The organism is Azospirillum endophyticum, from assembly GCF_016595245.1.
Taxonomy (GTDB): domain Bacteria; phylum Pseudomonadota; class Alphaproteobacteria; order Azospirillales; family Azospirillaceae; genus Azospirillum; species Azospirillum endophyticum.
In genome coordinates, this window is record NZ_JAENHM010000073.1 from 48,298 (window position 1) to 65,847 (window position 17,550).

The window sequence follows — 17,550 nt, forward strand, 5'->3', positions numbered from 1 at the left end:
GGGGACAATGCGGCGGGATGGCGGCTGGGATGCCGTGAGGGAGGGGATGGGGACGGCCGGTTCCGGTGTTCGTTCCTCTTGGCCCGGCTCCGGCGTCATGGTTCCATGTCCATCATCCCGCCATCCGTCCGAGGTTTCCGGCCATGACCTCCGTCCTGACACCCGAGTTCCTCATCACCTCCCTGATCGTCGTCGCCTCGCCCGGCACCGGGGTGCTGCTCACGCTGGCGGCGGGCCTGTCGCGGGGCGCGCGGGCCAGCGCGGTGACGGCCTTCGGCTGCACGCTGGGGATCGTGCCGCACATGGCGGCGGCGGTGCTGGGGCTCGCCGCCCTGCTGCATGCCAGCGCCGTGGCCTTCCAGGGGCTGAAGATCCTGGGCGTGCTCTATCTGCTCTACATGGCCTGGGCGACGCTGAAGGAGCGGGGGGCGCTGAGCGTCGAGGCGGATGGCACGCAGCAGACGACCGGGCGGATGATCCTGCGGGCGGTGCTGGTCAATGTGCTGAACCCGAAGCTGTCGATCTTCTTCCTGGCCTTCCTGCCGCAGTTCGTCAGCGACGCCGATCCGCGGCCGCTCGTCCGGATGCTGGAACTCGGCGGCGTGTTCATGGCGCTGACCTTCGTGGTCTTCGTCGTCTACGGCCTGTTCGCCGCGGCGGTGCGCGATCAGGTGGTCTCGCGCCCACGGGTGATGGCCTGGATGCGCCGCAGCTTCGCCGCCGCCTTCGCCGCGCTCGGCGCCAAGCTGGCGCTGGCGGAACGGTGAGGTGGGATTTGGCGGGGATGAAGATCGGGACTATCATCGGGCGTGACCATGGTCAGGGCTGCCGACATGAACGCGAACGCTCTCGATGAAACCAAGGACCGGCCCGTCGAACTGATTGCGCAGGCTGAAGCGGGAAAGATTGTCGTGGATCATGAGGCGGGGGCAGCCCGTTGCGCAATCGACTGCGATGCGCCCTGCTCGCCGCCCGATTTCCCTGGCTGAACTTCAGGCGGTTACCAACCTCATGCCGATGTCGGTGGAAGGCGCCGGGGACGTCGTCCGTGCCATGCGTGACGGCGACCGTTATTGAACGGCCATCTCGACACGTCGTTTGCAGAGGCCAGCCCGATGACCCGCGCACGTCCGTCGCACCGGCCCCTGTTACGGAATGGTTGCCGCGTGCTAAGGTGCCGCCGGGCGCGTGGCCGGTGTTCCGTATCAGGGGACCGGCACCGCGCCCGTTGTCGTAAGTCTCCTGTTCCGGACCTTGATGCTGCATTCCCTCTACCGCGGCCTGACGACCGTTGCCGGACCGGCGGTGCGCCTCTATCTCGACCGTCGCCGCGCCGTCGGCAAGGAAGACCCCGCGCGCCAGGCGGAGCGGTTCGGCACGCCGTCGCGCGCCCGGCCCGCCGGCCCGCTGGTCTGGATCCATGCGGCCAGCGTGGGGGAGGCGAACTCGGTCCTGGTGCTGGTCGGCCGGCTGCTGGACGGCGCGCCCGACCTGACCGTGCTGATGACCACCGGCACCGTCACCTCGGCCGAACTGATGGGGCGGCGGCTGCCGGAGCGCGCCATCCACCAATATGTGCCGGTCGATCTGCCGGGTGCCGTCGATTGCTTCCTCGACCATTGGCGGCCTGACGCGGTGCTGTGGACGGAGTCGGAGATCTGGCCGAACCTGCTGGCCGGCATCCGCGCCCGCTCGATCCCCGCCGCCCTGGTCAATGCCCGCATGTCCGAACGCAGCTTCTCGCGCTGGCGCAACGCGCCGGGCCTGATCGGCGGCCTGCTGTCCACCTTCCAGATCACGCTGGCCCAGACCGAAGGCGATGCGGACCGGCTGCGCCGGCTGGGAGCCCCCGGCGTCGCCAGCGTCGGCAACCTGAAATTCTCCGCCGAACCGCCCCCCGCCGCGGCCGACGCGATGGAGCCGCTGCGTGCCGCGCTGGCCGGCCGGCCGGTCTGGCTGCTCGCCAGCTGCCATCCGGGAGAGGACGAGATCGCCGCGAAGGTCCATGCCGCGCTGGCGCCGGTCCTGCCCGGCCTGCTGACGGTCGTGGCGCCACGTCATGCGCATCGCGGTGATGCCGTCGCGGAGCTGATGCGGGCGCATGGGCTGCCGGTGCTTCAGCGCACGACCGGGCATCGGCTGCCGGGGCCGGAGCATGCCGTCTACGTCGCCGACACCATGGGAGAGCTGGGGCTGTTCTACCGCGCCGCGCCGGTGGTGTGCATGGGCGGCTCCTTCATCCCCCATGGCGGGCAGAACCCGGTGGAACCGGCGCAGCTGGGCTGCGCGGTGCTCTATGGCCCGCACATGTTCAATTTCGGCGAGATCACCCACATGCTGGAGGCCGCCGGCGGCGCCCTTCCGGTCGCCGACGGCGACGCGCTTGCCCGTGAGACCCGCCGGCTGCTGACCGACGGGCGGGCGCGCGACCGCATCGTCGCGGGTGCCGCACGGGTGACGTCGGACAACCGGCGGATCATCGACCGGGCTTTGGCGGCGCTGGCTCCGGTGCTGGGTGCCGCCGGCATCCGGACCGCCGCCTGAGGGAACGTGCCGCTGTGAAGACTCCCGCCTTCTGGTACCGGCCGCCCGGTCTGGCCTCCACCCTGCTGGCGCCGCTGGGAGCGCTCTATGGGCTGGCGGGGCGGCGGCGCATCGCCGGGACCGTTCCGCACCGGGTCGCGGTGCCGGTGGTCTGCGTCGGCAATCTGGTGGCGGGCGGCGCCGGCAAGACGCCGGTCGGGCTGGCGCTGATCGCGGCCTTGCAGGCCCGCGGCGTCGCCGTCCACGCGCTGACCCGCGGACATGGCGGGCGGGAGGCGGGTCCCCTGGCGGTCGATCCCGGCCGCCACGGCGCCGCCGACGTCGGTGACGAGGCGATCCTCCTGGCCGGGGCTGCGCCCTGCTGGGTGGCGCGCGACCGGGTGGCGGGGGCGGAACGCGCGGTTGCCGCCGGGGCCGGCGCCATCGTCATGGATGACGGGTTCCAGAACCCGGCCCTGCACAAGGATCTGGCGCTGGTCGTCGCCGACGGCGCGGTCGGCTTCGGCAACGGCCGGCTGATACCCGCCGGACCGTTGCGCGAGCAGGTGGCCGACGGCCTCGCCCGCGCCGACGCGCTGGTGATCCTCGGCGAGGATCGCCACGGTCTGGCGGCGCTGGCCGGCGGGGTTCCGGTGCTGGCGGCCCGGCTGGAGCCCGATCCCGCCGCCGCGGCCCGGCTCGCCGGCCGGGAAGTCCTGGCCTTCGCCGGGATCGGCCGGCCGGAGAAGTTCTTCGCGACGCTGAAGGCGCTCGGCGCCCGCGTGGTGGAGCGTGTCCCCTTCGCCGACCACCATCCCTACCGCCCGGCCGAGGTGGCGGCCCTGATCGACCGCGCCGCGGCGTCGGGGGCTATGCCGGTCACCACCGCCAAGGATGCCGTGCGCCTGCCGGCCGATCTGCGGACGAAGGTCGCCGTCCTGCCGGTGTCGGTGCGCTGGGGGGACGAGGAAGCGCTCGCCGCGCTGCTGACGCATCTGTTGCTGAAAGGAAGCCCCGATGGCCAAGCCGCGTAGTCCGCTGCAGCGATGGCTGACGCGCCGGATCGGGTATCCGCTGGAGGCGGTGCTGGTCCTTGGTGTCTGCCGGCTGTTCCGGGCGCTGCCGCTCGACCGCGCCTCGGCGCTCGGCGGCTGGATCGGGCGCACGGTCGGGCCGTGGCTGCCCAACAGCGCCCGTGCCCGGCGCAACCTGACCCGCGCCTTTCCGGAGAAGGGCAGTGCGGAGATCGAGGCGATCGTTCGCGGGATGTGGGACAATCTCGGCCGGACCATCGCCGAATACCCGCATCTGGAGCAGATCGGCCGCGAGCGGGTCGAGGTGGTCGGCGCCGAACACGTCGACAGGCTGCGCGAGGACGGCAAGGCCGGCATCATCGTTACCGGCCATCTGGCGAACTGGGAGGTGCAGCCGGTCGCCGCCCGCCTGCATGGGCTGGAAGTGGGCGTGGTCTACCGCGCGCCCAACAACCCAATTGTTGGCGAACTGCTGCTGAAGCTGCGCGGGGTGGCGTTGGGAACCCAGATCCCCAAGGGACCGGACGGCGCGCGCATGCTGCTGCGCCATCTGACCAGGGGCGGCCATGTCGGCATGCTGATCGACCAGAAGATGAACGACGGCATACCGGTGCCCTTCTTCGGCCGCGATGCGATGACCGCTCCGGCGGCGGCCGTCCTCGGCATCAAGCTGAACCTGCCGCTTTGCCCCACACGGACCGAACGGCTCGACGGCGCCCGTTTCCGCCTCACCGTCCTCCCGCCGGAGGAATACCCGACCAGCGGCGACCGCAATGCGGATGCGCGAATTCTGATGGAACGGCTGAACCGCCTGTTGGAGGATTGGATCCGCGACAAGCCGGCGCAATGGCTGTGGATCCACCGCCGATGGCCTGACTGAGCGCTCACCGTACCGTCCGAAGGCGCGCCCCGCGATGACCCTGCCGCTCGACCCCCATCTGCTGCAACTCTATGTGATCGCCGTCTGCGTCCTGGTCCTGGCGCCGGGGCCGGATTCGCTGCTGGTGCTGACCCGCAGCATCGCCGACGGCCGGCAGGCCGGGGTGGTGGCGACGCTGGGGATCTGTGTTGGCAACACCGTTCATTCGCTGCTGGCCGCAGCCGGGATCTCCGCGCTGATCGCGGCGTCGGCGTCGCTGTTCGACCTGCTGCGTTATGCGGGGGGCGCCTATCTGGCCTGGATCGGCCTGCGGTCCCTGTGGGGGGTCTGGGCCGGCCGCGGTGCCGAACCCGCTGAGGCGATCGAGGCGGCGGCACCGGCGCCGGCGGCCCGCGTCTTCCTCCAGGCGCTGCTGACCAACCTGCTGAACCCGAAGATCATCCTGTTCCAGTTGGCCTTCGTGCCGCAGTTCATCGCCCCGGACCTGGGCCATGTGGCCCTGCAGACCTTCATCCTCGGCAACATCATCTCGGTGCTGGGCGGCCTCTATCTGGTCGGCATCGCCGCGCTCAGCGCCGGGGCCGCGCGGCGGGTGTTGTCCAGCCCGCGGGTGCGGACGGCGCTGGATGGCATCGCCGGAGTGCTGTTCCTGGGTTTCGCGGTGCGGCTGCTGCTGACCGACCGCAAGTTCGCGTGAGGCCGGGGGCTTTCCCCGACCTCACCGCAAACCGTCACCACAGATCGTCCTCGTCCTCCGCCCCGGTGTCGACGTCGAAGGTGGCCGTCTGCCGGACGACCGGATGGCGGCCCTTCCATTCCTCGAAATCCGCCACCAGCGCCGGGCGGATGCCGAGCGCCAGCACCGGGCAGCCGCCGCCGCGGCCGGCGTCCAGGCGGTAGAGCAGCTTCTTCATCCAGGTGGTGCTGGCGCCGTACTTGTTCTGGAAGTTCTTCATCTCCACCCGCCGCGCCACCTCGGTGAACAGCGGGATCAGTTCCGCGCTGCGGGTCAGCAGGACGCCGGCATTGATGATGCCGCATTCGTAGAAGGTGCGGGCGGCATAGAGGTCGCGATCGAAGGTCTGGTCCTTGCTGTTCCATTCCAGGTCGAAGGACACGCGCTCCTTCACGAAGTCGATCTTGTGCCCGTCGATGAAGCCGTTGACCTTGTACAGCTCCTCGCGCTGGCGCTGCTCCGTCACGGTCTGGCCGCGGTTCTTGCCGGCGACGCGGCGCTTCTCCTCGTGCGTCACGATCATCTTGGTGATGAACAGGTCGCCGCGGATTCGCGTCTCGTTCCAGCCCAGCGGGTTCAGCATCCGCTCCATCGTCTTGGCGATCTGCGACTTGTTGCCGCCCGACGCCACGATGTCCTCGGTGCGGATGCGGAACTCCATCAGCTTTTCGGTGATCTCGCGGAACTCGGGCGTGCAGGCATGGGCCAGGATGCGCGCCGCGTTGCGGTAGCTGTGCACCTCGTACAGGTCGAGGAAGCCCGGCGGGAACAGGTCGCCCAGGTCGGGATCGCGCGCCTCGATCAGCGGGGCCTTGTCGTGGATGCAGGCAAGCAGGTTCATGACGGCACATGCGCGATGGAAAGCGGCGCCACCATGGCGTCTGCAGTCCGGCAAATCCATCCTTTCCGGCCGAGGATGCCATCGGGGGCCGAACTGGCGGCCATTCCTGCACCTATGGTAAGGTCGCCCGCGCGCCGGGGTGGAAAATGCGCGGCCAGTTCGCCGGGGGACCGTGATGAGCGACGAATTCCTGTTCGCGGAGGAGGAGCCCGCCGCCGAGGTGGCGGCCGAGGCTGCCGGACCGGTCGAACCCTGGCTGATCCTGATCGTCGACGACGACCCCGCCATCCACGCCACCACCAAGATGGTCCTGCGCGGCTTCACCTTCGAAGGGCGCCCGGCGCAGTTCCTGTCGGCGGCCACCGCAGCCGAGGCACGCGGCGTGTTGCGGGACAACCCGATGATCGCGGTGATCCTCCTGGACGTCGTGATGGAATCCGACGATGCCGGCCTGCGCCTGGTCCGCTATATCCGCAGCGAGCTGAACAACCGCCGTGCCCGCATCATCCTGCGCACCGGCCAGCCGGGGCAGGCGCCCGAGCGCGACGTCATCCTCAGCTACGACATCAACGACTACAAATCGAAGACGGAACTGACGGCGCAGAAGCTGTTCACCTCCGTCGTCGCCGCCCTGCGCGGCTATCAGGACATCACCGCCATCGAGGACCACCGCGAGGGGCTGGAGCGCATCCTGGATTCCTCGTCCACCCTGCTGGGCAAGCGGACGATGGCGGAGTTCGTGCACCATGCCGTGGAGCAGATCGTCGGCGTCTGCCCGCCGGGCGACGGGGTGGCGCTGGTCAGCCGCCTGCGCGACGGGCCGTGGCCGGCGACGCCGCTGGTGCTGGGCGGCGCCGGCTGCCATGTCGGGATGGACGGGACGCCGCTGCTGCTGGCTCTGCCGCCGGACGCCGTGCAGGCGGTGACGTCGGCGCTGGCCGATGGCCGCAACCGGTACGAGCGCGGCCACAGCGTGCTGGTCTTCCGCTCCGCCACCCGTCGCCACGACACCGTGGTCTATCTCGGCCATGGCCGGGCGCTGACGGCGGACGAACGGCGGCTGCTGGAAGTGTTCTGCGCCAAGGTCGCCATCGGCTTCGACAATGTCCACCTGTACGAGGAACTGACCGAGCTGAACCGCAGCCTGGAACGGCAGGTGACGGAGCGCACGCAGGATCTGGTGGCGGCGCGCGAGGCGGCGGAGGCGGCGCGGTCGGAGGCGGAAGCGGCCAACCAGGCGAAGTCGCTGTTCCTGGCGACCATGAGCCACGAGATCCGCACGCCGATGAACGGCATCCAGGGCATGCTGGAACTGCTGGAGCACACCAGCCTGACCGGCGACCAGCGCGAACTGGTCAGCGTGGTGCGGGAATCGGCGGGTGCGCTGCTGACCATCATCAACGACATCCTCGACTTCTCGAAGATCGAGGCCGGCCGGCTCGACCTGGAGCGGGTGCCGGTCTCGCTCGCCAACGTGGTGGAGGGGGTGGCCGACACGCTGGCGCCCGGTGCACGGGCCAAGGGGTTGTCGCTGGTCACCTACATCGACCCCGATCTGCCGGCGGAGGTGATGGGCGATCCGGTGCGCATCCGGCAGGTGCTGTTCAACATCGCCGGCAACGCGGTGAAGTTCACCCAATCCGGTTCGGTGACCGTGCGGGTGGAACTGGCGCGTTTCGACGGCGACCGCCTGACCATCCGCGTCGCGGTGACCGACACCGGCATCGGCATCTCGAAGGAAAACCAGGGCTGCCTGTTCCGCCCCTTCACCCAGGCGGAGGTGTCGACCACCCGCCGTTTCGGCGGCACCGGGCTGGGGCTGTCGATCTGCCGGCGCTTGGCCGAACTGATGGGCGGCGATATCGGCGTCAGCAGCGAATTGAATGCCGGTTCCACCTTCTGGTTCACCTTCGCCGCCGATCTGGTTCCGGCGGCGGAGGAGCCGGTCCCGGCGCAGCGGGCGCCCCTGGAGGGGGTGACCGTGCTGCTGCTGGCGGCGGACGCGGAGGAGCGGGGCTTTCTCGCCCGCTACCTCAACGCCGATGGCGCCCAGGTGGTGGAGGCGACCGATGCCGGCGCGGCCTTGCGCACCCTGCTGCCGACCGCAGCCTGCGATGTGCTGGTCTCCACGCTCGACACCGACATCGCGGCGCTGGACAGCGATCCGCGCGGGCGGGTGCGCGGGCGGGTGCTGGTTGGCGGCGACGCGGCGAAGCTGGGGGGGGCCAGTGCCGGAAGCCTCGTCCTGGGCCGGCCGCTGCGCAGGAGCGGGCTGGTCCGCGCCGTGCTCGCAGCGGCCGGGCGGGTGGCGGCCGGGGAGGGAGGACGGAGCGACCTGCGGCCCGACCCGGAACCCTCCGCCCCGGCGGCCGGCCGCCGACGCCTGCCGACCGTGGAGGAGGCGCGGACACAAGGCCGCCTGATCCTCGTGGCGGAAGACCATCCGACCAACCGGCAGGTCATCCAGCGCCAGCTGACCCTGCTCGGCCATGTGATGGAAACGGCGGAGGATGGCGTCCAGGCGCTGGCCCTGTGGCGGGCCGGTGGCCATGGCCTGCTGCTGACCGACTGCCAGATGCCGGAGATGGACGGCATGGAACTGGCCCGCAGCATCCGTGCGGCGGAAGCGGCCGGCGGAGGTCCCCGCCTGCCCATCGTCGCCATCACCGCCAACGCGACGGAGAACGAGGCCCAGCTCTGCCTGCTCGCCGGCATGGACGACACGCTGGCCAAGCCGGTCAGCCTCGCCGACCTGCGCCGGGTGATCGACCGCTTCCTGCCTTTGCCGGACGGCGAAGTCTGGGAGGGGGAGGAGCCCGGCGAACCGCAGCGGGACGCCCGGGACGACGCTGCGCCGGTGACCGTCGAGTTGCAGCAACCTGACGCTCAACCAAATCTTCAACCCGCTCCCGTCATTGCCGACCTGCCGCCGCTCGACATCGAGGCGCTGACCACGTTGTTCGACGGCGACGGCGAGTTCGTCCGGCATCTGCTGGGCGAGTTCGTCACCTCCAACAGCACCTCGCATCGCTGGCTGACCGATGCGCTGGCCGGGGAGATTTGGGACGAGGTCCGGCAGGCGGCCCACAAGCTGGCGGGCTCCTCGCGCACCGTCGGCGCCCGCGACCTGGCCGCTGCCGCCGATGCGGTGGAACTGGCGGTGATCGACCGCCGGCTGGAAGGAATCGTCCCCCTGGTCGCCCGTGTCGGCGTCGAGCTGGACCGGGTCATCGCCCATATCGAGGCGGTCTGAACCCGCACCCGCGCAGGCTGTAGCGAAACCGACATGAGCGTCGCCTTGTCGCCTTTGCGACAAGTGCGCGGCTTGTCCTGCCTTTCAGGAAAATTCAATGATTTCTGCGAGTTAGGAGGATTCTTCCGGCTGGCACGCCGCTTGCTGTCCTGGGGATATCCCGGCCCGGTGCCGGCCCCAACCCACATGCACGCCACAGCGAGAGCGGAAGCCAAGGAGAACGGGATGCACATCGTCGTCTGTATCAAACAGGTGCCCGACAGCGCCCAGATCCGCATCCATCCCGTCACCAACACCATCATGCGGCAGGGCGTGCCCGCCATCATCAACCCGTTCGACCTGTTCTCGCTGGAAGAGGCGTTGCGGCTGAAGGACAGGGTGGGCGCCCGCGTCACCGTGCTGACCATGGGGCCGCCGATGGCGGAGACCTCGCTGCGCAAGGCGCTGTCGCTGGGGGCGGACGACGCGGTGCTGCTGACCGACCGCAAGTTCGCGGGATCCGACACGCTGGCGACCTCCTACGCCCTGACCTCGGCCATCCGGAAGCTGGCGGAGGAGGAGCCGGTCGACATCGTCTTCTGCGGCAAGCAGACGGTGGACGGCGACACCGCCCAGGTCGGCCCCGGCATCGCCACCCGCCTCGGCTTCGAACAGCTGACCTACATCACCAAGATCGAGGATCTGGACACGGCGTCCAACGAAATCGTGGTGCAGCGCCGGTCCGAGGGCGGCGTTCAGGTGCTGAAGACCAAGCTGCCCTGCATGATCACCATGCTGGAAGGCACCAACACCATCCGCTTCGGCAAGATGGACGACCTGTTCCGTGCCGCCCGCTACGAGCTGAAGACCTGGAGCCGCGACTTCACCGGTGCCGAGGAGGGCCGCGTCGGCTTGAAGGGCTCGCCGACCGTGGTGTCGAAGGTGTTCGTGCCGAAGCCGCGCGCCGAGAAGGCGAAGATGATCCAGGCCGACACCGATACCCCCGATGCGCAGGCCGCCGCCGCCATCGACGCCATCTTCGGCGCCCAGCCCAAGCTGGCCGACGACCTGCTCGCCCGCGCCGCGGCCGGGCTTTGACGATCCATCCGCGGGAGATCCGACGATGAGCGAACCGAGCAAGCCCCAGGGCCGCAAGTTCCAGCTTCCCGAACACCTGAAGGTTTACCAGAACGTCTGGGTGATCGTGGAGCAGGAGCGCGGCATCGTCCACTCCGTGTCGCTGGAACTGCTGGGTGAAGCCCGCAAGCTGGCCGACAAGCTGGGGGTGGAGGTTGGTGCGGTGGTTCTGGGCGCCGAAAGCCCCGACCTGAACCGCATCTGCGGCGATGCCATCGGCTACGGCGCCGACATCGTCTACAAGGTGACCGATCCGGCGCTGGCCGACTACCGAACCGATCCCTATTGCCGGGTCATGACCGAGGTGGTGAACACCCACAAGCCGGAGATCGTGCTGCTGGGCGCCACCACGCTGGGCCGCGACCTGGCCGGCGCCATCGCCACCACGCTGGCGACCGGCCTGACCGCCGACTGCACCGAACTGGACATCTACGCCGACAACCGCTCGCTGGCCGCCACCCGGCCGACCTTCGGCGGCACGCTGCTCTGCACCATCCAGACCTTGGCCTACCGGCCGCAGATGGCGACGGTGCGCCCGCGCGTCATGGCGATGCCGGATCGCGACGATGCCCGCACCGGCCGGGTCGTCGAAATCCGGCCGGTCCTCCGCGAAGAGGACATCGTTACCAAGGTCCTGAACTTCATCGCCGACCGCGAGCAGAACGAGGCGCAGCTGGCCTTCGCCGACATCATCGTGTCGGCCGGCAAGGGGCTCGGCAAGGTCGAGAACATGAAGCTGGTCTTCGACCTCGCCCGGGTCCTGGGGGCCGAGGTCGGGGTGACCCGCCCGCTGGTCCAGGCCGGCTGGGCGACCAACGACCGTCAGGTCGGGCAGACCGGCAAGACCGTCCGTCCGAAGCTGTACATCGCCGCCGGCATCTCCGGCGCCATCCAGCATCGGGTCGGCATGGAGAAATCCGACCTCATCCTGGCGATCAACACCGATCCCAACGCGACGATCTTCGACTTCGCCCATCTCGGGCTGGTCGGCGACGCGCTGAAGATCCTGCCGGCGCTGACCGATGCCTTCGGCCGCCGCCTGTCCGTCAACCGCATGGCCGGCTGACCGCCGGACGAGAAAGGAGCCTGTCGAGATGGTCGAAAAGTTCGACGCCATCGTCATCGGTGCCGGCCCGTCCGGCAACGCCGCAACCTATACCCTGGCCAAGCAGGGCCTGAAGGTCCTGCAACTGGAGCGCGGCGAATATCCCGGCGCCAAGAACGTCCAGGGCGGCATCATGTACGCCCATGAACTGGAGAAGATCATTCCGGATTTCCGGGAGGATTGCCCGACCGAGCGCCACATCATCGAGCAGCGGGTCTGGCTGCTGGGCGACGACAGCTATGTCGGCACCAACTACCGTTCGGAATCCTTCAACAGCGACAAGCCGAACCGCTACACCATCATCCGCGCCAACATCGACAAATGGTGGGGCGAGCAGATCCGCAAGGTCGGCGGTCTCCAGATCTGCGAGACCACGGTGACGGAACTGATCCGCGACCCGTCGGGCAAGGTGATCGGCGTCCGCACCGACCGCGAGGGCGGGGAAATCCTGGCGGATGTCGTCATCATGGCCGACGGCGTCAACGCGCTGCTTGCCAAGCGCGCCAACCTTCAGACCGAAGCGGCGCCGGAGAATGTGGCGCTGGCGGTCAAGGAAATCCTTTTCATCGATCCGGAACTGATCCAGCAGCGCTTCGGCATCAAGGAGGACGAAGGCGTCGTCATCGAGATCATGGGCAAGGTGACCAAGGGGATGGTCGGCACCGCCTTCCTCTACACCAACAAGGAATCGCTGACGATCGGGATCGGCTGCCTGATCTCCGACTTCAAGAACGGCGATTGTCCGCCCTACCGGATGCTGGAGGATTTGAAGAACCACCCCGTCATCAAGCCGCTGATCGAAGGGGCGGAGATGAAGGAATATGCCGCCCACATGATCCCGGAGGGCGGTTACAAGGCGGTTCCGCAGCTCTACGGCGACGGCTGGATGGTGGTCGGCGACGCCGCCCACTTCAACAACGCCGCCCACCGCGAGGGCTCCAACCTCGCCATGGCCTCGGGCCGCATGGCGGCGGAGACGGTGCTCGAACTGAAGGCCGCCGGCAAGGGCTTCACCGCGTCTAATCTCGCGGCCTACAAGAAGAAGCTCGACGACAGCTTCATCATGAAGGACCTCAAGAAGTATCGCGAGCTGCCCGGCATCATGCACGGCAACAAGCAGTTCTTCGGCACCTATCCCGACGAGATCACCGCGGCGGCCCACAATTGGTTCACCGTGGACAGCGTCGACAAGAAGTCGAAGGAGAAGCAGATCATGAAGTCCTTCATCAAGCGGCGCTCGGTGATGGGACTGGTCGGTGATGCAATCAAGCTGGTGAGGGCCGTACGATGAGCATCGTGGTGAAGGTCGAAGAGAAGCTCTATCAGAACCGCTACATCGTCGACGAAAGCCGGCCGCACATCCAGATCAAGAGCGAGGAGGCCTGCAAGAGCTGCGACCGCCAAGCCTGTACGGTCTGCTGCCCGGCCGCCTGCTACAGCAGGAACGAGACCGGCGGCGTCACGCTGGTCACCGACGGCTGCCTGGAATGCGGGACCTGCCGCGTCGTCTGCCAGGACAAGGGCAACATCGCCTGGGATTATCCCCGTGGCGGCTACGGCATCAGCTACAAGTTCGGCTGATCGGCGGCCTCCGGCATTTCCTCGAGTTCTCCATCGGCCTCCGCGCTGCGATGCGCGGAGGCCGATTTGTTGTCTGGCGGGTGGGCCTGCGGCGGAGACCCTTATCCCTCCGTCCGCAACAGCTTGGCCGCCTGGTCCAGTGCCCTTTGCAGTTCCGCCGGGAAGTAAGGCTTGCGCACGAAGCCGAAGGGATCGCATTCCGCGGCGCGGTGACGGGTCTCGGGGTCGGCGAAGGCGGAGGTGAAGATGCAGCGGATGCCGGTGCGTGCATGGATCGCCGCCGCGGCCTCGATCCCGTCGCGCAGCCCGAGCAGGCGGATGTCCATCATGACGATGTCCGGCCGCAGCCTTTCCGCCGCCTCGATCGCGGCATCGGCATTGTCTTCGATCCCGACGACGGCGAATCCGAGCATCCCCAGGACCTCTTCCAAGGCCATGGCGGCGAGGCTCTCATCTTCGACGATGAGGATGCGAACGGGCGGATCTGAAACGGAAGAAAAATCTGTCATCTTGATCGCAAGGGTCCTGTCACAGAAATCCTACAGGACCAGCACACTCGGCGAACCCTAAAAGCGTGGGATTATGACCAATGGCGCGGTCTGCGCCGGATGCATGGGTCTCGGTACGGAGGCGTCACACCGATCGTCGCGATGCCCTTGTTTTTCACCCGCACGGCGTACCATCTCTATCTCAGGACTGTTTAAACGAGCGAACATTGCGGACCGGCCCCTGTCCTTTGTGGACCATTGACGGGGGCGCTCCCTTTCAACCGCTCCCTATTCCATGAGGAGGCCGATGATGGACCTGCGCGTCTGTTTCGAGAACATGGAGAGCGTCAACGTCAACGACGCGGCGATGATGAAGCATTACACCAAGAGCTATCTGGCGGATTTCGATCCGGAATGGGCCGGATTCATCATGCTTCCCCACGACGAGACCATGCGCGCGACGATGGAGCCCGCTTGGCAGGTGTTGATCCGCGACGCCACCCCGCGGACGGAGCAGGAGCTGCTGCGCTACATCGATGAAAATCCGATGGCGGCCTACCATGTCCACGTCTATCGGCGCGACGTCGGCAACGAGCGCAAGGTCCATTGACCCTGCGCACCCTTGCGAAGCGCCCGCCGCAAGCGGTCTGCGCTTCGCCGGGGCGTAGCGGTCCCTGGGACCGGGAGTTCAGCCGCCCCAGAGCCCGGCGGCGTCGGGATCGAACGACGCTCCCGACAACGCGACGCGTGCCGCTGCGATCGAAGCGGTGTATTTCGCATCGTAGCGGTAGGTGCTGTCCGAATTGTAACCCGGATCACCCTTCAGCAGGTCGGTGATCGACAGTTTGAGGATGCGCTCGAGGACCGAGAAGAATTGCGGACTCGGCGATTTGTAGCGCTCGACCAGGCTGGCGTTGTTCATCTTGCCCCACCAGGTCTTGACCTTGCGGATGTTGGCGATGTCGTCGGACACGGCCTTGGCCGGATTTATACCGCCACCGACATCGCCGGAACCGCCGAGATTGACCACGCCGAGAACATCCAGCGTCGCGGTGACGGTACCGCTTTCCTTGCTGGTGGTCATGAAGCGGTCGTAGATGAACAGCGCCTTGCGCTTGCTGGGCGCGGCCTTGAACTGCTGGACGCATTGCCAGCAGAGGAAGGTGGAGGCGTCCCACACCATCGGGCTGGCGAACCAGCAGAACGCCTTGTGACGCGCCGCGGACGCGCCGGTGCCGACCGGGCCGAGAAGCGTTTCCAGGCCATCATAGTTGCGGATACGTGCCATGCCCTGCTCCCGACGGCTTCAGGCAAACCGTGTCATGGTGACGCGGCGCCAAGCGCTTGAAGCGTAGGCAGAGCAATTTCCCGTTTGAAAGCCGCAATGCCGTATTGGCTGGCCATATGCGCGCCGGTGGGGCGGGACAGTGGACCAGGGGCGGGTCAGGGCGAGCCCAGCAAGCTGTCCAGCGGCACGAAACGGTCGGCCATCTTGCGCGCCTCTTCCTTGTGGACCTTGAAGGTCTTCTCGGCGATGGCGTTGGAGACGACGAAGTCCAGATAGGCGCGCTCCAGATGGACGCGGTAGCGGGAGGACATGCCGTTGTCGTCCAGGCTCTCCACGTCGCCGTCGGCCGACAGGTAGTCGTGGAACCGCTGGAGGATGTGCAGCCGGTTCACATTCACCACGCGCTGGTCGTAGGTGACGTGGAAATAGCGCAGGAAGTCTTCCGCGGTTTCCAGATCATCGAGGTCGTCGGTGAAATCGCTCATCGTCGGAGGTTCCTCACGCGTTCTGCTGGGTGGAAGGGGAGGGGGTGCAGCCCTCCTGGTCGCAGATGTCGCCGCAGGACCTGCAGGCGACACCGTCCAAACGGATATCGTCGAGCCGAATGCCCGAAAGACGGATATCCATATCACCGATTCGTGACGATCCCGTTGCGGTCTCGGCCGCGGTGTGCGCTTCCAGCCGGGCTTCGATGCGGTTGATGTGGTCGATCAGGCAGGCGATGGCCCTGCCCACCGGGTCGGGCATCAGGTGGTGTTCCAGGTCGATGCCATGGTCGGACAACTGGCGCTGGGCTTCCGGCCGGACGACCCGGCCGGGAATGCCGACCACGGTCATGCCCGCCGGAACCGGCTTGGTCACCACGGAATTGGCGCCCACCCGGGCGTTGGCGCCGACGGTGATCGGACCCAGGATCTTGGCCCCGGCCCCGACCAGCACGCCGTCCATCAGCGTCGGGTGGCGCTTGCCCTTGTTCCAGGACGTGCCGCCCAGCGTCACCCCATGATAGAGCGTGACGTCGTCGCCGATCTCGGCGGTCTCGCCGATGACCACGCCGGCGCCATGGTCGATGAAGAAGCGGCGGCCGATGGCGGCACCGGGATGGATGTCGATGTTGGTCAGCGCCCTTGCCAGATAGGAGAGGAACCGCGCCGGCCAGCGCAACCTCCGCCGCCAAGCCGCATTGGCGACGCGGTAGATCACCAGCGCATGGATGCCGGGATAGCAGGTCAGCACATCGCCGAGATTGCGCGCCGCCGGATCGCGGTCGAACACGCAGGCGACGTCCTCGCGCAGCAGGGCGACGATTCCGGGGGCAGTCATCCCGCCCGGTCCCGCAGGCCCCGTGGCCGTCCCGCGGTGCGGATCGGCGTCGATGATCGCCATGCCTCGGCCCTCCCGATGCGGCTTATCGATATGGAAGACGGTGGGGTCATGCGACGACCGGCAGCGGGACCGCGGCCTCCAGAAAGGTGTGCAGCTCTTCGGCGGTCGGCGGCCGTTTGGCCCGGGTGGCGAGCGCCCGCACCTGCGGCAGCACCGCCTGTGCCGTGGCGTCGTCGCAGGCGATGCCGAGCCTCTCGTAGGCCAGCTTCACCGCCGCGGTGCCGGAATGCTTGCCCAGCACGATGCGATGTTCACGCCCGACTTCGGCCGGGTCGAAATTCTGGTAGGTGGCGCGGTCGCGCAGCAGCCCGTCGACATGGATGCCGGCCTCGTGGGTGAACACGGCGGCGCCGACGATGGACTTGTTGACGGCGACCGGCCGGTTGGAGGCCCGTTCCACCAGATCGCTGATGGTGCCGAGCGACCGCGTCTCCACGCCGGTGTCGATGTGGTAGAGGTGCTTCAGCGACACCACCACCTCCTCCAGCGGGGCGTTGCCGGCGCGCTCGCCCAGCCCGTTGACCGTGGTGTTGACATGGGTGGCGCCGCCCAGCACCGCGGCCAGGGAGTTGGCGTTGGCGAGGCCCAGATCGTCATGGGCGTGGATCTCGATCTCCAGGTCGGTGGCCCGGCGCAGCCGTTCGATGCAGGCGCGCGTCTGGAAGGGATCGAGCACGCCCAGCGTGTCGGCGAAGCGGAAGCGGCGGGCGCCGGCGGCCTGGGCCACGGTGGCGGCGGCGATCAGGAAATCCATGTCGGCGCGGGAGGAATCCTCGCCGCCGACGCTGACCTCCAGCCCATGGTCGCGCGCCTGCTTCACCTTGCGCTCGATCTCCGCCAGCGCCCAGGCGCGGCTGCGCTTCAGCTTTTTCGTGATGTGGATGTCCGACACCGGCATCGACAGGTTGACGAAGCCGACGCCGCAGGACAGCGCCGCCTTCAAGTCGGTGTCGTGCATGCGGCACCACACCATCAGCCGGCCCTTCAGCCCCAGCGAGGCCACGGCGCGGATGCCCTCGCGCTCCTCCTCGCCCATGGCGGGGATGCCGACCTCCTGCTCCGGCACGCCGGCGGCGTCGAGCGCGCGGGCGATGGCGATCTTCTCGTCCAGCGTGAAGGCGACGCCGGCGGTCTGTTCGCCGTCGCGCAGCGTGGTGTCGTTGATGGTGGCGAAGGTGGTGGGCATGGGGGCACCTCGCATCGTCGTCGCCGATTGCCCCCACCCCATCCCTCCCCCGCTGGGCGGGGGAGGGGCAGGAGCTTTGCGGAGGCCATTGCAAAGGAGCGGCGGAGTTGTTCCCTCCCCCGCTCAGCGGGGG

The 17,550-nt window shown here is 68.2% G+C and carries 18 protein-coding genes; 12 read left to right on the forward strand and 6 right to left on the reverse strand.

All coding sequences use genetic code 11. The features are described 5' to 3' along the window. Positions 1 to 143 precede the first annotated feature (143 nt). The 6 genes from JHL17_RS27150 to JHL17_RS27175 all read left to right on the forward strand — a co-directional run bounded on the left by JHL17_RS27150 (position 144) and on the right by JHL17_RS27175 (position 5,134). A complete protein-coding gene (locus JHL17_RS27150) occupies positions 144 to 767 on the forward strand; it encodes a LysE family translocator (protein WP_247893850.1) in 624 nt (207 codons plus the stop codon). Between the two features lie 42 nt (positions 768 to 809). Next, complete coding sequence (locus tag JHL17_RS37320; RefSeq protein ID WP_247893851.1) at positions 810 to 989, forward strand: hypothetical protein; 180 nt, start codon at positions 810 to 812, stop codon at positions 987 to 989. Between the two features lie 268 nt (positions 990 to 1,257). Then, positions 1,258 to 2,544, forward strand: coding sequence for a 3-deoxy-D-manno-octulosonic acid transferase (locus JHL17_RS27160; RefSeq protein WP_200197788.1), 1,287 nt, complete (start codon positions 1,258 to 1,260; stop codon positions 2,542 to 2,544). A gap of 14 nt (positions 2,545 to 2,558) precedes the next feature. Then, positions 2,559 to 3,557 carry a tetraacyldisaccharide 4'-kinase gene (lpxK, locus tag JHL17_RS27165; protein ID WP_200197789.1) on the forward strand — a complete coding sequence of 333 codons (999 nt, stop codon included), beginning with the start codon at positions 2,559 to 2,561 and terminating at the stop codon, positions 3,555 to 3,557. Next, positions 3,541 to 4,437, forward strand: coding sequence for a lipid A biosynthesis lauroyl acyltransferase (locus tag JHL17_RS27170; RefSeq protein WP_200197790.1), 897 nt, complete (start codon positions 3,541 to 3,543; stop codon positions 4,435 to 4,437). The genes lpxK and JHL17_RS27170 overlap by 17 nt, the downstream gene beginning before the upstream one ends. A 34-nt stretch (positions 4,438 to 4,471) precedes the next feature. Next, entirely contained in the window at positions 4,472 to 5,134 is a 663-nt protein-coding gene (locus JHL17_RS27175) for a LysE family translocator (RefSeq protein ID WP_200197791.1), read from the forward strand. A 34-nt stretch (positions 5,135 to 5,168) separates the two neighbouring features. Here JHL17_RS27175 and JHL17_RS27180 read toward each other — a convergent pair whose 3' ends face one another. Then, positions 5,169 to 6,014, reverse strand: a complete 846-nt coding sequence (locus JHL17_RS27180) for a BglII/BstYI family type II restriction endonuclease (protein WP_247893852.1) — start codon at positions 6,012 to 6,014, stop codon at positions 5,169 to 5,171. Positions 6,015 to 6,189: 175 nt separating this feature from the next. On the opposite strand from JHL17_RS27180, the gene JHL17_RS27185 reads away from it, so the two are divergent. The 5 genes from JHL17_RS27185 to JHL17_RS27205 all read left to right on the forward strand — a co-directional run bounded on the left by JHL17_RS27185 (position 6,190) and on the right by JHL17_RS27205 (position 13,069). After that, positions 6,190 to 9,267, forward strand: coding sequence for a hybrid sensor histidine kinase/response regulator (locus JHL17_RS27185; RefSeq protein ID WP_200197793.1), 3,078 nt, complete (start codon positions 6,190 to 6,192; stop codon positions 9,265 to 9,267). Positions 9,268 to 9,492: 225 nt separating this feature from the next. After that, positions 9,493 to 10,344, forward strand: a complete 852-nt coding sequence (locus JHL17_RS27190) for an electron transfer flavoprotein subunit beta/FixA family protein (protein WP_200197794.1) — start codon at positions 9,493 to 9,495, stop codon at positions 10,342 to 10,344. Positions 10,345 to 10,369: 25 nt separating this feature from the next. Next, complete coding sequence (locus JHL17_RS27195) at positions 10,370 to 11,449, forward strand: electron transfer flavoprotein subunit alpha/FixB family protein (protein ID WP_200197795.1); 1,080 nt, start codon at positions 10,370 to 10,372, stop codon at positions 11,447 to 11,449. 28 nt (positions 11,450 to 11,477) lie between these two features. After that, a complete protein-coding gene (locus JHL17_RS27200) occupies positions 11,478 to 12,779 on the forward strand; it encodes an FAD-dependent monooxygenase (RefSeq protein WP_200197796.1) in 1,302 nt (433 codons plus the stop codon). Then, positions 12,776 to 13,069, forward strand: a complete 294-nt coding sequence (locus JHL17_RS27205) for a ferredoxin family protein (RefSeq protein WP_200197797.1) — start codon at positions 12,776 to 12,778, stop codon at positions 13,067 to 13,069. The genes JHL17_RS27200 and JHL17_RS27205 overlap by 4 nt, the downstream gene beginning before the upstream one ends. Positions 13,070 to 13,170: 101 nt before the next feature. Here JHL17_RS27205 and JHL17_RS27210 read toward each other — a convergent pair whose 3' ends face one another. Further along, complete coding sequence (locus JHL17_RS27210) at positions 13,171 to 13,578, reverse strand: response regulator (protein WP_200197798.1); 408 nt, start codon at positions 13,576 to 13,578, stop codon at positions 13,171 to 13,173. A 286-nt stretch (positions 13,579 to 13,864) separates the two neighbouring features. Between JHL17_RS27210 and JHL17_RS27215 the strand changes: the two genes are divergently transcribed. Beyond that, a complete protein-coding gene (locus JHL17_RS27215) occupies positions 13,865 to 14,167 on the forward strand; it encodes a hypothetical protein (protein ID WP_247893854.1) in 303 nt (100 codons plus the stop codon). 78 nt (positions 14,168 to 14,245) lie between these two features. On the opposite strand, the gene JHL17_RS27220 is transcribed toward JHL17_RS27215, so the two are convergent. From JHL17_RS27220 to nifV, 4 genes are all read right to left on the reverse strand, one after another. Then, positions 14,246 to 14,845, reverse strand: a complete 600-nt coding sequence (locus JHL17_RS27220; protein WP_200197799.1) for a hypothetical protein — start codon at positions 14,843 to 14,845, stop codon at positions 14,246 to 14,248. Between the two features lie 155 nt (positions 14,846 to 15,000). Continuing rightward, the gene (gene nifW, locus JHL17_RS27225; RefSeq protein WP_200197800.1) at positions 15,001 to 15,330 is read right to left on the reverse strand and encodes a nitrogenase-stabilizing/protective protein NifW; all 330 of its coding nucleotides are present in this window, start codon (positions 15,328 to 15,330) and stop codon (positions 15,001 to 15,003) included. Between the two features lie 13 nt (positions 15,331 to 15,343). Next, the gene (gene cysE, locus JHL17_RS27230) at positions 15,344 to 16,231 is read right to left on the reverse strand and encodes a serine O-acetyltransferase (protein WP_247893855.1); all 888 of its coding nucleotides are present in this window, start codon (positions 16,229 to 16,231) and stop codon (positions 15,344 to 15,346) included. Between the two features lie 46 nt (positions 16,232 to 16,277). Next, entirely contained in the window at positions 16,278 to 17,417 is a 1,140-nt protein-coding gene (gene nifV / locus JHL17_RS27235) for a homocitrate synthase (RefSeq protein WP_200197801.1), read from the reverse strand. Between the last annotated feature and the right edge of the window lie 133 nt (positions 17,418 to 17,550).

Excerpts from the sequence above, each read along its gene's own strand:
- JHL17_RS27180 (WP_247893852.1), bottom strand. The coding sequence starts at position 6,014 with ATGAACCTGCTTGCCTGCATCCACGACAAGGCCCCGCTGATCGAGGCG.
- nifW (WP_200197800.1), bottom strand. The coding sequence starts at position 15,330 with ATGAGCGATTTCACCGACGACCTCGATGATCTGGAAACCGCGGAAGAC.
- JHL17_RS27170 (WP_200197790.1), top strand. The coding sequence starts at position 3,541 with ATGGCCAAGCCGCGTAGTCCGCTGCAGCGATGGCTGACGCGCCGGATC.
- JHL17_RS27205 (WP_200197797.1), top strand. The coding sequence starts at position 12,776 with ATGAGCATCGTGGTGAAGGTCGAAGAGAAGCTCTATCAGAACCGCTAC.
- JHL17_RS27215 (WP_247893854.1), top strand. The coding sequence starts at position 13,865 with ATGATGGACCTGCGCGTCTGTTTCGAGAACATGGAGAGCGTCAACGTC.
- JHL17_RS27195 (WP_200197795.1), top strand. The coding sequence starts at position 10,370 with ATGAGCGAACCGAGCAAGCCCCAGGGCCGCAAGTTCCAGCTTCCCGAA.
- JHL17_RS27190 (WP_200197794.1), top strand. The coding sequence starts at position 9,493 with ATGCACATCGTCGTCTGTATCAAACAGGTGCCCGACAGCGCCCAGATC.
- nifV (WP_200197801.1), bottom strand. The coding sequence starts at position 17,417 with ATGCCCACCACCTTCGCCACCATCAACGACACCACGCTGCGCGACGGC.
- JHL17_RS27210 (WP_200197798.1), bottom strand. The coding sequence starts at position 13,578 with ATGACAGATTTTTCTTCCGTTTCAGATCCGCCCGTTCGCATCCTCATC.
- JHL17_RS27185 (WP_200197793.1), top strand. The coding sequence starts at position 6,190 with ATGAGCGACGAATTCCTGTTCGCGGAGGAGGAGCCCGCCGCCGAGGTG.
- JHL17_RS27150 (WP_247893850.1), top strand. The coding sequence starts at position 144 with ATGACCTCCGTCCTGACACCCGAGTTCCTCATCACCTCCCTGATCGTC.
- cysE (WP_247893855.1), bottom strand. The coding sequence starts at position 16,231 with ATGGCGATCATCGACGCCGATCCGCACCGCGGGACGGCCACGGGGCCT.
- JHL17_RS27160 (WP_200197788.1), top strand. The coding sequence starts at position 1,258 with ATGCTGCATTCCCTCTACCGCGGCCTGACGACCGTTGCCGGACCGGCG.
- JHL17_RS27200 (WP_200197796.1), top strand. The coding sequence starts at position 11,478 with ATGGTCGAAAAGTTCGACGCCATCGTCATCGGTGCCGGCCCGTCCGGC.
- JHL17_RS27175 (WP_200197791.1), top strand. The coding sequence starts at position 4,472 with ATGACCCTGCCGCTCGACCCCCATCTGCTGCAACTCTATGTGATCGCC.
- JHL17_RS27220 (WP_200197799.1), bottom strand. The coding sequence starts at position 14,845 with ATGGCACGTATCCGCAACTATGATGGCCTGGAAACGCTTCTCGGCCCG.